The sequence below is a fragment of the Thermoanaerobaculia bacterium genome (genome assembly GCA_035717485.1).
Classification (GTDB): Bacteria; Acidobacteriota; Thermoanaerobaculia; order UBA5066; family DATFVB01; genus DATFVB01.
Map to the genome: position 1 here is coordinate 1 of DASTIQ010000109.1, position 14,056 is coordinate 14,056.

At 68.5% G+C, this 14,056-nt stretch carries 9 protein-coding genes and 1 tRNA gene; 3 read left to right on the plus strand and 7 right to left on the minus strand.

The window, feature by feature from the left end:
• The 6 genes from VFS34_05880 to VFS34_05905 form a co-directional block, all read right to left on the minus strand.
• On the minus strand, positions 1-1,196 hold a 1,196-nt coding region (locus VFS34_05880), incomplete at its 3' end, for a serine/threonine-protein kinase (GenBank protein ID HET9793974.1).
• On the minus strand, positions 1,193-3,679 hold the full coding sequence (locus VFS34_05885) for a WD40 repeat domain-containing serine/threonine protein kinase (GenBank protein HET9793975.1): 2,487 nt from the start codon (positions 3,677-3,679) through the stop codon (positions 1,193-1,195). The genes VFS34_05880 and VFS34_05885, both read right to left, overlap by 4 nt.
• Before the next feature lie 70 nt (positions 3,680-3,749).
• Entirely contained in the window at positions 3,750-6,428 is a 2,679-nt protein-coding gene (locus VFS34_05890) for a protein kinase (GenBank protein HET9793976.1), read from the minus strand.
• 156 nt (positions 6,429-6,584) lie between these two features.
• Complete coding sequence (locus VFS34_05895; protein HET9793977.1) at positions 6,585-9,260, minus strand: protein kinase; 2,676 nt, start codon at positions 9,258-9,260, stop codon at positions 6,585-6,587.
• 22 nt (positions 9,261-9,282) lie between these two features.
• On the minus strand, positions 9,283-10,071 hold the full coding sequence (locus VFS34_05900; GenBank protein ID HET9793978.1) for a methyltransferase domain-containing protein: 789 nt from the start codon (positions 10,069-10,071) through the stop codon (positions 9,283-9,285).
• A 13-nt stretch (positions 10,072-10,084) separates the two neighbouring features.
• Positions 10,085-11,788, minus strand: coding sequence for a D-aminoacylase (locus tag VFS34_05905; protein ID HET9793979.1), 1,704 nt, complete (start codon positions 11,786-11,788; stop codon positions 10,085-10,087).
• A 43-nt stretch (positions 11,789-11,831) separates the two neighbouring features.
• Between VFS34_05905 and VFS34_05910 the strand changes: the two genes are divergently transcribed.
• A complete protein-coding gene (locus VFS34_05910; protein HET9793980.1) occupies positions 11,832-12,236 on the plus strand; it encodes an antibiotic biosynthesis monooxygenase in 405 nt (134 codons plus the stop codon).
• Positions 12,237-12,349: 113 nt separating this feature from the next.
• Here the strand turns inward: VFS34_05910 and VFS34_05915 are convergent, their stop codons facing one another.
• On the minus strand, positions 12,350-12,862 hold the full coding sequence (locus VFS34_05915) for an inorganic diphosphatase (GenBank protein HET9793981.1): 513 nt from the start codon (positions 12,860-12,862) through the stop codon (positions 12,350-12,352).
• A gap of 58 nt (positions 12,863-12,920) precedes the next feature.
• Between VFS34_05915 and VFS34_05920 the strand changes: the two genes are divergently transcribed.
• Both VFS34_05920 and VFS34_05925 read left to right on the plus strand, forming a co-directional pair.
• Positions 12,921-13,916, plus strand: coding sequence for a class 1 fructose-bisphosphatase (locus VFS34_05920; protein HET9793982.1), 996 nt, complete (start codon positions 12,921-12,923; stop codon positions 13,914-13,916).
• Positions 13,917-13,985: 69 nt separating this feature from the next.
• Positions 13,986-14,056: transfer RNA gene (locus tag VFS34_05925), tRNA-Asn, on the plus strand.

Here is a 14,056-nt window from a genome sequence, read left to right on the forward strand (position 1 = left end):
CCGCCGAGGATCGACACCTGCGCGAGGGTTCCCGTCCACATGAACCGGCCCGCCCAGTGCCGGTCGAGCGAGATCGCCATCATTCCGGTCGAGGAGATCGAGAGGATCTCGGCGTCGGGGAGCATCAGCGCGCTCGACTCGGGGCTCTCCCGGCGCGTCGAAAAGAGCCGGAACGGGCTCCCTTCCCATGCCGCGCCGTAGATGACGGTCTGCGCGTCGGGCGCGAAGCGCGCCGAGAGCACCGTGCCGCGCCGGAAGGAGAGCCGCTGGAAGCTGCGAGCCGCCTCGGTCTCCCGTTTCGCCGGGCTCGCCGCGGTCTCGCCCGAGCCGGTTGCTTCCGGGAGGCGCTGGCGGAGCCGCGCGAGCTCGCGCGCGAGGTCCTTGGTCGACGCGTAGCGTTCCTCCGGCTCCTTTTCCAGGCATCGCTCGATGATCCAGCGCAGCGGAGCGGGGAACCTCGGATCGAACTGCTCGATGGAAGGCGGCTCTTCGCGGATGATCGCCGTCAGGGTCTCGGGAGCGGTCTTGCGCTCGAACGCGCGCCGGGCGGTGGCGAGCTCGTAGAGGATCGCGCCGAACGAGAACTGGTCGGAGCGGTAATCGACCGCGATCCCCGACGCCTGCTCGGGTGACATGTAGCCGATCGTTCCCATCACCATCCCTTCGCGGGTGGCGGTCGGCGCGGACGTCGGGAGCCCTTCTCCTTCCGATCCCGTGTCGACGAGCTTGGCGAGGCCGAAGTCGAGAACCTTGACGAACCCGTCCTTCGTGATCATCACGTTCTCGGGCTTCAGATCCCGGTGGACGATCCCGGCGGCGTGCGCTTTCGCGAGGCCGTCGGCGACCTGCACCGCGATGTCGAGGATCTTCTTCGGCGGCATCGGCCCGCCCGGGAGGGACTCCCGGAGCGTCGCGCCGTCGACGTACTCCATCGCGATGAAGACGGTCCCGTCCTCGTCGCCGATGTCGTGGATCGTGACGATGTTCGGATGGTTCAGCGCCGAGGCGGCGCGCGCCTCCCGCTCGAAGCGCAGCGTGCGTTCCTTGCTTTCCGTCGTTCCCGCGGCGAGCACCTTGACGGCGACCTCCCGTCCGAGCCGCGAGTCGCGCGCGCGGTACACCTCGCCCATGCCGCCGGCGCCGAGGGGAGAAAGAATTTCGTACGGGCCGAGACGGCTGCCGGCGGCGAGCGTCATTTCAGGCCCTCGACGAGCAGAAGGTCCGACAAGATCCGGTGATAGCTGTACGCGTACGAGGCGGCGTCGGGGGTGAGCCGGACGGAAACGATCTCGACGACGCCCGCGGGGTCCGGCGGCATGAGATCGAGCACGCGCTCCTTCCTTCCGGTCGCGAGGTCGAGACGCATGATCTGCGCGGGCAGCTCGCCGCGGCGGAAAACGTAGAGCGAGTTCCCCATCGGCGTCCAGCGGATCGGCCGGTCGTCGGGAGTGAGGATCGGGATCGGCTGCGGCGGCTCGTCCCCCTCGATCGCGTAGAGCGAGAAGACCTGATCGGGCCCCTGAACGACGACGTATTTCCCGTCCGCCGAGACGGGGAGGGACCCCGGCGCGCATCCTTCGGGGGTGATCGGACGCGGAGGCGAGTCGTCGAGAGCGTGGACGAAGAGCCGAAGCCCGCCGTTGACCTCGTTGGCGAGCAGCAGGAGCTTCTTCCCGTCCGGCGTCCAGCGGGCGGCGTGCACCGCGAGCCCCGGGTGCTCGATCGTCCGGGAGGTCCCCGCCTTGACGGGAAGGATGCTCGCGTTGCCTCGGAGCGACAGCGAAGCGACCCACTTTCCGTCGGGCGAAAACTCTTCGGCGCGGCCGTCGCCGAGCCGGATCGCCGGCGAGCCGTCCGTTCGCCGGATGAAGACTCCGCCGTTGGCGCCGCTCCCCTCGCCCGATTCGTCGAAGAGCACCGTCTTTCCGTCGGGGGAGAGATCGCAGACGCGCGACCAGTCGAGGAGCGAGAGGTCGCGTTCCTTCTCCTGTCCGGGCGGGAGCCCGACGATCCCGACCTTGCCGTTGTCGCTCGTGGCGAGAACGCCGCCGTCCCGCGAAACGTCCTGGATCGTCAGCTCGCCGGGGGTCCGGAGCAGCAGGCGCTCCTCGCCCGACAGCGTCACTCCCCAGATCGCGCGCGCGACGCCGGTGCGGGTCGCCGTGAACCAGATCTCGCGGCCGCCGTGGGCCCACGCGAGCCCGTAGGCCGTGATCCAGTCGGAAGAGAGGACGCGGACCCTGCCTTCGGCGTCGACGATCCGCACGGATCCCGCGTCGTTGCCCTGCGCGGGATGGTCGAGAAAGGCGACCGAACGTCCGTCCGGGGAGACTCGAGGATGGCTGATCCATCCCGCGGTCTGATAGAGAACTCTCCCGATCGGATACTCGATCTGGTGGCGGCCGGAGACGTTTCGCACCGCCGCCAGGCTCGCGCCGTCCGGCCCCCAGTCCGCCCACTGGACGTCTTCGAGGACCTCGCGGGGGGCGCCCCCGAGCATCGAGACCTGCGCCAGCGTTCCGCTCCAGATGAACCGCCCCGCCCAGTGCCGGTCGAGCGAGACCGCCATGAGACCTGTCCCCGAGATCGCGAGGATCTCGCAGTGCGGGAGCATCAGCGCGCTCGACTCCGGGCTCTCCGGCCGCGTGGAGAAGAGGCGCGTCGGATTGCCATCCCAGGAGGCGCCGTAGATGACGGTCCGGCCGTCCGGCGCGAACCGCGCGGAGAGAATCGTCCCCCGCTGGAACGAGAGCCGCTGGAAGCTCGCGACCGCCGCGGGAGAAGAAGTCTCAGGGGAAACCGCGCGGAATTCTCCGGAAGAGGTGGCCTCGGGGAGATGCTCCCGCAGGATCGCGAGGTCGCGGGCGAGATCGCGAGTCGACGCGTACCGCTGTTCGGGGTCTTTCGAGAGGCAGCGCTCGATGATCCAGCGGAGCGGCGGCGGGAGCTTCGGGTTTGCGGGCCCGAGGGGTTCCGGTTCGTCGCGGATGATCGCGACGAGGGTCTCGGCCGAAGTATCGCGGCGAAAGGCCTTCTTTCCCGAAGCCATCTCGTAGAAGATCGTGCCGAGCGAGAACTGGTCCGACCGAAAGTCGACCTTCTTGCCGCTGGCCTGTTCGGGCGCCATGTAGCCGACCGTCCCCATGACCATGCCGGGTGTCGTGCCCGTCGGAATTTCGGAGACGTTCTCGTCGGGGGTCTCGACGAGTTTCGCCAGCCCGAAGTCGAGGATCTTGACGAATCCGTCCTTCGAGATCATGACGTTCTCGGGCTTCAGATCCCGGTGCACGATTCCGGCCGCGTGCGCCTTCGCGAGCCCGTCGGCGATCGCGCAGGCGATGTCGAGGAGGCGTTTCGTCGGAACCGGACCGCCGGGCATCGACTCCCGGAGCGTCGCGCCGTCGACGAGCTCCATCGCGATGTACGTGGTTCCGTCCGCCGTTCCGATGTCGAAGATCGAGACGATGTTCGGGTGGTTCAGCGCGGAGGCGGCGCGAGCCTCCTTCTCGAAGCGCACCCGGCGGTCGGCGTTCTCGGAAGCGTCGGCGGAGAGAACCTTGATCGCGACGTCGCGGCCGAGGCGCGTGTCGCGCGCGCGGAAAACTTCCCCCATTCCTCCGGCGCCGAGCGGCGCGAGGATTTCATAGGGACCGAGCCGGGTTCCGGTCGCCACGGGCATGCTGTGGGCATGATCATAACGGATTGGCGCGAGTCCCGAATATGGTTTGAGGGCAAACGGATCGCTGCGATCAGCGCTTCTTCGCGAGCCAGTTCTGGACGAGCGTGATCGGGGCCTCGGCGGATTGCGTCACGTCCTGGTCGACCAGGAACTTCTTCCCGTCGCCCGTCACGTCGTACTGGACCCCGAAGTCCGCCCGAAAGCGGGCCTCGAAGAGGATCTGCGTCGTGCCGGCCTCGAACGCGGGCGTCGTCTTGACCGGAACGGTCATCAATTTCGTCCCGACGTCGTAGAAGATCTCTCTTCCGTCGCGGCTCCAGAGCGGGTCCTCGCCGCCGGATGTCGAGATCTGCCACTTGCCGCCGGTGTCGGGGAACGTGCGCACGTAGATCTCGTTCTTTCCCGATTCGTTCGAGACGTACGCGATCCACTTTCCGTCGGGGGAGAACGAAGGCTCTCCCTCGTTGAAGTCGGTCTCGAGATAGGGCGTCGCCTTCTGGTCGGCGAAGGAGAAGGTCCAGAGATCGCCGGTCCGGGTCGTCGTCTTCGCGTTGAACGTCTGGAACCCGATCCGGCTTCCGTCCGTCGTCCACGAAAACGGCGTCTTCAGAGCATCGGAGGCCAACACGAGCTTCTCTTCGCCCGTGCCGGCCGACGACTTCTCGTAGAGGTCTCCGGGATTCTTCCGGTCGGAGGAGAAGACGATCCGCGTGTCGTCCGGAGACCAGATCGGGTAGCCGTCGAAACCGGGCGCGAACGTCAGCCGCGTCTGGGTCCGCCGCGCCATGTCGAAGACCCAGACGTCGGTGTTCGCCGAAGAAGGGTCGCGGACGTCCATGGCGACCCTCTTTTCGTCGTGAGACAGCTTCGGCCGCGCGATCATCGCGGGGTTCCCGACCGTCTCGATCTGTCGCCCGGTCCGGTCGAGCCACGCGAGCTGCGAGAGACCGAGGCTCCCTCCGCCCATGTAGACGAGCGCGCCCGCTTGCGAGGCCGAGAACATCGACAGGCTGTATCCGGTCAGATTCTGCAGATGCTCGGCGACCGGAAACGCGTCTCCCGAGAGCTTGCGGCTCCCGGGCGAGAAGCGCTGCGCGAGCAGGGTCCCTTCCCGGACGAAGAGGAGGTGCCCGGACGCGTACTGGGCCTCCGACTCCACGTCGTGGAGGAGCTCCGCGGTCTTTCCGTCGAGCGTGCCCAGCCAGATCGCGGTGCGTTCCGGCTCGGTTCCGGACCCGGTCGTCCGATTCACGAACAGGAAATGCCGGCCGTCCGGGAGGAACCAGGGCCATCGATGCGTGTTCTCCTTGCGGGCGAGGTCGAGCTTCGTGATCGGAACGGGCGTCCCACCGGCCGCGGCGACCCTGGACAGCCCGGTGTTGAAGTTCGGCGCGAACACGATCGTTCCTTCCCGGTTCCACGTGCCGCCTCGACCTTCGACGGCGTCGCAGATCGTCTCGGCCGGTCCCCCGGACGCATCGATCTTCTTCAGCTTCGCGCCCATGAAGAAGCCGATCCGGGCGCTGTCGGGAGACCAGAAGGGATATTTGGCCCCTTCCGTCCCGGCGAGCGGCTGCGCGGAGAGACCGGAGAGGGGGCGCACCCAGAGCACGCTCTTGCCGGAAGGATCGGGCGCGACGAACGCGATCCGGCTCCCGTCCGGCGAGAGCGCCATCGCTCCCGAGGTGAAATCGAAGGACGACTTCTCGGGAGGGAGGATCGAGGTCTGGACCATCGACGCCGGGTTTCCGGCGGCACGCCACAGGAGCGCGCCGAGGGCGGCGGCGGCGGCCCCCAGGATTCCGGCTGCGATCCACGCCCAGCGCTCGCGCGCCCGGCGCCGCGAGACGACGATCGCGGGCGCTCCCGCCTGCGATCCCCCCTCGACGATCCATTCGAGCTGGAGCTTCGCGTCGTGCGCGGTCTGGAACCGGTCGTCCGGCTCCTTGGCGAGGCAGGTCTTGACGACGCGGTCGAGCGCGGGGGGGATCATCGGCACGATCGAGGAGATCGGCGCCGGATCACGCTCCAGAATCGCGGCGATCATGCTCGCGCGGCTCTTTCCGGCGAACGCCTTCCGGCCGGAAGCCATTTCGTAGAGGACGCAACCGAACGCGAAGATGTCGGTCCGCGCGTCCGCCTCCTTCCCTTCGAGCTGTTCGGGAGACATGTACTGGAACGTCCCCATGATCGTCCCGCGCTCGGTGAGATTCGTCGGGGTCATCTCGGTCGGGAGCGACGAGAGCTGCGAGATCTGCGAATCGACGTTCGCCGCGCGATGTTTCGCGAGCCCGAAGTCGAGGAGCTTCACCCCCGATTTCGTCAACATGACGTTTCCGGGCTTCAGGTCCCGGTGGACGATTCCCTGCTTGTGCGCGCGGTCGAGCGCGTCGGCGATCTGGATGCCGAACCGGAGGACCTGGTCGGCGGGAAGCGGCCCCTTCGTCAGCCGGTCCGCGAGCGTCTCCCCCTCGAGGAGCTCCATGACGAGGTACTCGACGCCGGCTTCGTTTCCGACGTCGAAGAGCGCGCAGATGTGTGGGTGAGAGAGCGCCGACACGGCTTTCGCCTCGCGCTCGAAGCGCTGCTTGAGCTCGGTGTTCTCGGAGAGGTGCGACGGAAGGACCTTGACGGCGACCTCGCGGCCGAGCCGCGTATCGCGCGCCCGGTAGACCTCGCCCATGCCGCCGGCGCCGAGGGGCGACAGGATTTCGTACGGGCCGAGCTTCGTGCCGGCGTCAAGCGTCATTTCACCCCGAGCTTGTGGCCGCGATCATACCGCGGCCGGGCCTCATCCCTCTTCTTCGTTCCGGCGGCGCGTTTCGGCGCGCCGGCGCCGGCGCCGGAGACGGGGCGTGGACGAGCATCGGATACCGGGCCGAAGGGACCTCCCGCGACGAGGAAGTCAGCGGGACGCGCTTCTCCTCGCCGCGGCCGGAACGCCTTCGATCGTCGAGATCCCGTAGAGCCGCTCGAGGAAGGCGACGACGAGCCGCTTGCCGTCGGGGGAGATGGCGAACGATTCCGCCTCGAGGTTCGGATCGAATCCCGCGACCTTGCGCCGCGACGCGCGGGTGTCACTTTTCTCCGGATCGAAGTCCTGGGCGTAGATCCCGTTGACGCCGTTGTCGTCCTGGCCGAGGAAATAGAGGCGTCTTCCGTCGATCGACCAACGGGCTCGTCCCATCTGCGTGTCCGTCGTGCGGGGGTGAGGGACGTCGACCGTGAAGGGAACGACCGCGCCGTCGGAAGTTCGGATGACGCGGATCGGTCCGACGTTGAGATCGGGGCAGGCGATCCATCTCCCGTCGGGCGAGACCTCCGGGACGTTGACGCACGGGCCGACGCGAGCCTCTCCGCTGCCGTCGGCCTTCGTCTTCCAGAGCCCGTCGTGGGACGAGCTCGTGAGGGCGTAGTAGATCCAGCCGTCCCCCGTGTCCGTCGGGTTCTCGGCGTCGGCCGTCTGGCGGGTCACCGCGCGCGGCGAGCTGCCGTCGGCGTCGGCCTGCCAGATCTCGAGATGGCCCGTCCGGGCGGAGCTCCAGATGAGTCTTCCGTCGTGCGTGAACCCCGGGTCCCAGTCGTCGGAGGCGTCCTCCGTCAGCCGGCGGATCGCCCCGGTCTTCGTCGACACCTCCCAGATGTCGAGGTTCCCGCTCCGGTTGGACGAGAAGGCGACCCACTCGCCGTCGGGGGAAAAGACCGGCTGGCGATCGGCGCTGGTGCCGCGAGTGAGCCATTTCGGAGGCTTCGCGGGGTCGGCCAGGTCGATCTCCGCGAGATTCTGGCGCGCGGTCGCGCCATCGGCCACCAGGACGCCGTCGGCCAGCGAATCGAGCGATTCCACCTCGAACGGGAGCCAGACGAGAGGCTTCGCGGCCCCCGACCGGACGTCTTCGCGCACGAGTCGGCTCCCGCCGTAGCGTGCCTGCAGCGCCTGCGCGAAGTGGAGGTCGCGCGACGACGCGCCCCAGACGACGCTCGAGATCAGTCCGAGGCTCGGAGGGACCGGAAGGGTGCGGTGCGAAGCGCCGTCCGACGCGACGAAATCGATCCGCGAGCCGCCGGCGAGCGCGGGATAGGAGGAAACGGCGATCGTCTTCCCGTCCGGCGAGTAGCGGGGCCAGCGGAGCAGCCGGTCGGAGACGCGGTAGATCTCCTTCGGTTCCCCGCCGTCGCTGCCGACGACGCTGAGCGTCGAGGAGGCGGGCACCCCGTTCACGCGGACGAACGCGATCGCCTTTCCGTCGGGCGACCAGTCGGCGTCTCCCGTCCGAACGGCGATCTTCCTCGGCGTGCCGCCGATCACCGGGATCCGGTACAGGTCCGCGTCCGTCGAGGTGACGGGGATGGCGAGCGGGAGTTCGCCGTGGAGAAACAGCACCTGCGCGCCGTCGGGGGAGAACCGGGGATCGAAGTCGCTGCCGGAGGTCAGCGCGACCTCGTCGCCCGTCGCGATCTGTTTCAACCAGATCCGCGGCGTGCCGTCACGGAAGGACGTGAACGCGATCGTCTTCCCGTCCGGCGAGACGGCGGGAAGCATGTCCTTGCCCGAGTGCGTCAGGGGCCGGATCGCGACGAGGGCAGGCTCGGGCGGGCGACGGAGGACCCGGTCCAGGAGCGCGCCGGCGGCGAGGGCCGCCGCCATGACGGCGACGGCCAGGGCCGGGGTCATGCGGATGCGCCGCCCGGGGAGCGTTTCCGGCCGCGCGGTTCCCGACGTCGACGCGGTACCGACCGCCTCGAGGTCGAAGGCGATGTCGCGCGCGGAGTGGAAGCGTTCGGCGGGGTTCTTCTCGAGACAGTGCCGGACGATCCGGTCGAGAGCCGGAGGAATGTTCCGTCCCGACTCGAGGAGCTCGGGCGGTTCGTCGCGGAGAATCGCCGACATCGTGTCGCTCGCCGTGTCGCGCCGGAACGCCCGGCGGCCCGAGAGCATTTCGTAGAGGATCGCGCCGAACGCAAAGACGTCGGACCGGGCGTCGACCGCGAGTCCGCGGACCTGCTCGGGGGACATGTAGCCGACGGTCCCCATGACCGTTCCCGGATCGGTCTGCTGCGAGAGCGTCGGCGCGCTCGTGACCTCGTCGGCGCCGGACGTCGAGGTCCTCTTGGCGAGCCCGAAATCGAGGATCTTCACGCGTCCCTCGCCCGTGAGGAAAACGTTCTCGGGCTTCAGATCCCGGTGGATGATGCCGCGCTCGTGCGCGGCGGCGAGGCCGATGGCCATCTGGTGCGCGTAGTCGATCGCCTTGCGCACCGGGATCGCCCCGGCTTCCAGCCGGTCGCGGAGCGTCTCTCCTTCCAGGAGCTCCATGACGGCGTAGGCGACGCCGCCCTCGCGTCCGAAATCGTAGATCCCGAGGATGTTCGGATGGTTCAGGGCGGCGACCGCCCGCGCCTCGCGCTCGAACCGGGCGAGGGCTTCCGCGTCCTCGGCCAGCCGCTCCGGGAGGACCTTGACCGCGACCTCGCGCCCGAGCTTCGTGTCGGCCGCGCGGTACACCTCGCCCATGCCTCCTGCCCCGAGAGGAGAGACGATTTGATAGCCGCCCAGCTTGACGCCGGAGGCGAGCGTCACGAGCGCCGTCCTGCCGCGCCGTTCACGGTGCCGGCGCCTCCGCGCGGGGCAGGGGCGGACCGCCTCGGCGATGCGCCACCAGCAGCAGGCCGGGCCCGAACGGAAGGAAGGCGAAGAGGCGGTCGATCGCGAACAGGGCCCGGACGGCGCGGACGAGCCATCGCCGGCGGCCGAGCTTCGCGATGCCGCGGAGCGCCGCGTCGTCGTCGGTCGGACGGCGGGACCGGCGCCGGTTCATCGGGAGGATGAAGAGCGCGTCGTAGACCAGCACGACCGGGAATCCCCAGAACGCCGCCTTTTCGACGTCGAACCCCGCGTTCCGGAAGAGGTTCGCGAGTTCCGCTCGCGTGTAGCGCCGGCGGTGCTCCGAATAGTCGTCCGACGCGGACCAGAGGATTTCGAGCGCCGGTACCGTGACGACGACCCTTCCTCCGGGAGCGAGCACGCGGCCGATCTCCGAAGCCGCCGCGCGGTCGTCGTCGAGGTGCTCCAGCGTCTCCCCGGACGTCACGCCGCCGAACGTCGCCGCGGCGAACGGAAGGTTCGTCAGGTCCCCGACGAGCACCGGGATCTCCGCCGTCCGACGCGCGAAGAGAGCGGCCTCGAAGGAGGAATCGATTCCGACGACCCTCAGGCCGGCGCCGGCGATTCGCTGCGCGAGCTGGCCGAGACCCACGGCAGCCTCGAGGACGAGGCTGTCCGGGGGCAGTCGCGCGATTTCGCGCTCGATCATCGCGATCCGATGATCGTGGCGGGGGCCGAACATCTCCGGATGCGTTCCCCACGCGTGCGTCCTGGTCGCTTCCGGCAACCCGTTTCCCTCGTTAATGGCGGTCCGCTCCCGGCCCGAGCAGGATCCGTCCCGGACGGGCCGCCGTGATCTTTCCCGCGTCGACGACGAGAACCCCGTTGACGGCGACGTAGGGGAACCCGGACGAATAATGCACGGGATCCGTGAACGTCGAGTTGACCTTCACCTTGTCGAGGTCGAACGCGACGACGTCGGCCGCCATCCCGGGCCGCAGGAGGCCGCGATCCCAGAGGTGAGCGCGCGAGGCGGACAGGGCCGTCATTTTCGCGACCGCCGTCTCGAGCGGCAGGACCTTGTCGTCGCGGACGTACTTCGCGAGGATGCGGGCCGTGGACGCCCACCCGCGCGGATGCGATTTCTCCTGCGAGAAGATCCCGTCCTCGGCTTCCGCGGAGGAATCGGTGCAGAAGGCGACCCACGGATCCTGCAGGGCCGCCTTCACGTCGTCCTCCGACATGATGAACGTGATGCAGTAGGAGTTCGCGCGGTCCGCGATGACGAGGTCCATCAGCGCGTCGACCGGGTCCTTCTTCTCCTCTTCCGCGATCTGCGCGATCGTCTTCCCCTCGTCCTTTTTGAGCGACGGATCGATCACGGTGGTGACGAGGACGCCCGTCGGTCCGCCGGCTCCGAAGTACTGGTTCTCCCATTCGTCGGTGTCCTTCAACATCTCCTCGCGGGCGCGCCGGCGGAGCGCCGGGTCCTTCAGCCGCGCGAGCTCCCGGTCGCGCCCTCCCTCGCGCATCCACGGCGGGAGGCACGCGTCCAGGCCGTTCTCCGCCGCCGTCCAGGGGTACTGGTTCGCCGCGACGTCGAGGCCCTGCGCGCGCGCCTCGCGCAGCCGTTCGAGCGCGTGCGGCATTCGGCCCCAGTTGCGCTTGTCGGCCGTCTTGAAGTGCCAGATGTTCGCCGGAATGTTCGCCTCGCGGGCGATCCGGAAGACCTCGTCCATCGAGGCATCGATGCGGTTGCCTTCCGAACGCTGGTGCGTGAAATACGTTCCGCCCCGCTGCGAGGCGACGCGGGCCATCGCGATGATCTCTTCGGTCGAGTTGTAGATGTCGGGCACGTACTGGAGGGACGTCGAGACTCCGAGCGCTCCTTCCTTCATCGCCTCGCCGACGATCGATTCCATCTTCGCGAGCTCGGCGGGCGTGGCCCGGCGGTTCTCGGTGCCGATCACGAGCTGGCGGACGGTGCCGAGGCCGACGAACGTCCCGAGGTTGATCGCGGAACCCTTCTTCCGGAACGCGTCGAAATAACCCGTGAGCGTCGTCCAGTCCGGCCGCACGCCGTAGTGCTTCCAGACGTCCTCCTGCTCCGCGATCAGCTTCGGCGTCGTCGGGGCGATCGACTGCCCTTCTCCCGTCACCTCCGTCGTGATCCCCTGGGTGATTTTCGACGCGGCGCGCGGGTCGACGAGGACGTTGTATTCGGACTGCCCGAGGAGATCGATGAATCCCGGCGTCACGACGAGCGAGCGGGCGTCGATGCGGCGCCTCGCCGCCGATTTCCTCCGGCCGGAAAGGGGGCCGACGGCGGAGATCTTTCCGCCGCGGATCGCGACGTCCGCCCGGAAAGAGGGGCCGCCGGTGCCGTCGACGACGAGGCCGCCTTCGAAAACGACGTCGTCCGGAGCCGCCGCGGGCGGCGGCGCCGCGCCGGTGAGAAGGAGAAGAGCCGCCGCGGGGGCGGCGAAGAACACCCATCGTTTCATCGTGATTACTCCCGGCGGTAATCTAGCACCGGAGGAGATGACGATGAATCGGACGTTCGCCTGCGGTCTCGCCGCCATGTTGCTTTCCCTCGCGGCCGCCGTCCCTCCGGCGGCCGGCGCCGATCCCGTCCCGGCGTCGCGGCCGGTCGCGCGGATCTGGCGCGGTCACGTGCGATCCGCCGAAGCCGACGCCTACCAGAAGTATCTCGACGAGGCCGGAGTCGCGAAGATCCGGAAGATCGCGGGAAACACGGGCGTGCAGATGTTTCGCCGGGAAGAGGGGACGACGACGGAATTCGTCGTGATCTCGTACTGGAAGACGGCCGCCGACATCAAGAATTTCACCGGCCCGGACTGGGAGAAGGTGCACGCGCTGCCGGACGACCCGAAGTTTCTGGTGCCGCCGGAGGCGACCGTCGCGCACTACGAGGTCGTGGAAGACAAGTAGGAAATCGAATCGCGAGTCGGGAATCCGCGGCGCCTGACTCGTGACTCGTGATTCGCGGACTCGCGACCGCGCCGTCAGGCGCCCGACCGCGCCGCCAGGCGCCCGACTCGCGACTAGGTGGCGTACCTCTCCATCGCCTGTCGAACGGCGGCCATGGCTTCCTTCGCATCCCCTCGTCCGGTCGTCCGCGTCTTCTCGCCGCGCAGGCGGTGATAGGCCTCGAAGAACGTCGCGATCTCGTCGAAGATCCGTCCCGGCACCTCGGTGGTGTAGATCCGGTCCTCGTGCTCCCCCTCGGGCGAGGCGATGATCCGGTCGTTCGCGTCGCCGTCCGACTCCATGCGCAGAATCGCGCGCGGACGGGCGAGCACGACGCACCCGCAGAACAGCGGCTCCTCCATCAGGACGATCGCGTCGAGGGGATCGCCGTCCTCCGACCGCGTCCGCGGCAGGAAGCCGTAGTTCCACGGAAACGCGAAACCGGGCGGGAGGACCTTGGTCAGACGGAAGAGCGCGAGGTCCTCGTCCCACTTGTACTTGTTGCGGTTGCCCTTCGGCGTGTCGATGACGATCCGCAGCCGCCCGTCCTCGTCGACCGGGTCGAAATCGCGCGCGAAGTCGGTCATGAGGGATATTCTCCGCGATCCGGCGGGGAGTTTGCATCGGCCGGAGGGGGAGGGCGCCGTGGATCAGATCACCCTGAACGAGTATCTCCTCGAGGAGCAGCGCGCCCATGCCGACGCGACGGGGGAGCTGACCGAGCTCCTGAACCGCGTCGCCCTCTGCGGGAAGATCATCGCGCAGCGCCTGCGCCGGTCGACGTTGACCGGCGACACGGGCTACGCCGCGACCTCGAACGTGTACGGCGAGCGCCAGGAGAAGCTCGACGTCTTCGCCAACGACGTCTTCCTGCGGCACCTCCGGTACGGCGGGATCGTCTCGATCGCCGCGTCCGAGGAGCTGGACGAGCCGAAGGTCTTCGAGCGCGACGGGGGAGGCCACTACACGGTCTGCTTCGACCCGATCGACGGCTCGCAGAACCTCGACGTCAACGGCACGCTCGGGACGATCTTCGGGATCCGCCGCCGCCGCGGCCCGAAGGAACGCGACCACGGGCTCCTCACTTCGGGGCGCGACCAGGTCGCCGCGGGATACCTCCTCTATGGACCGGCGACCGAGATCGTGATCGCCGCCGGCGGAAAGGTCGCGATCTTCACGCTCGACGACTCGGGGGAGTTCTTCCTCTCCAAGCCGAACGTGCGCCTGCCGCCGCGCGGCCGGCCCTATGCCGTCAACGAAGGGAATGAGTCGCGCTGGAGCGAAGCGACGCGCCGCTACGTCGAGTGGCTGAAGACGCCGGATCCGAAAACCGGCGACGGGCACGCGACGCGCTATTCGGCGTCGCTCGTGGGCGACTTCCACCGGATCCTCCAGCAGGGCGGCGTCTATCTCTATCCTGCCGAGCCTTCGGATCCGAAAACGCCGAACGGCAAGCTCCGCGTTCTCTACGAGTGCCATCCGCTCGCGTTCGTCGCCGAGGCCGCCGGCGGCCGCGCGTCGACCGGTTCGGGCGCCGTCCTCGACGTCGTCCCCGACGACGCTCATGCCCGCTGCCCGCTCGCGATCGGCTCGACGGAAGAGGTCGATCGCTACGAGCAGTTCGTGGCGGGGAAGGCGTAAGCCTCGGGGGGCCGTCCGGGTTGACAGGGTGGGCCTCGGCCGCTATCGTTAGCGGTCCGTTTGATCTTTTCCTCAGTAGCTCAATGGCAGAGCATCCGGCTGTTAACCGGAGGGTTGTAGGTTCAAATCCTACCTGAGGA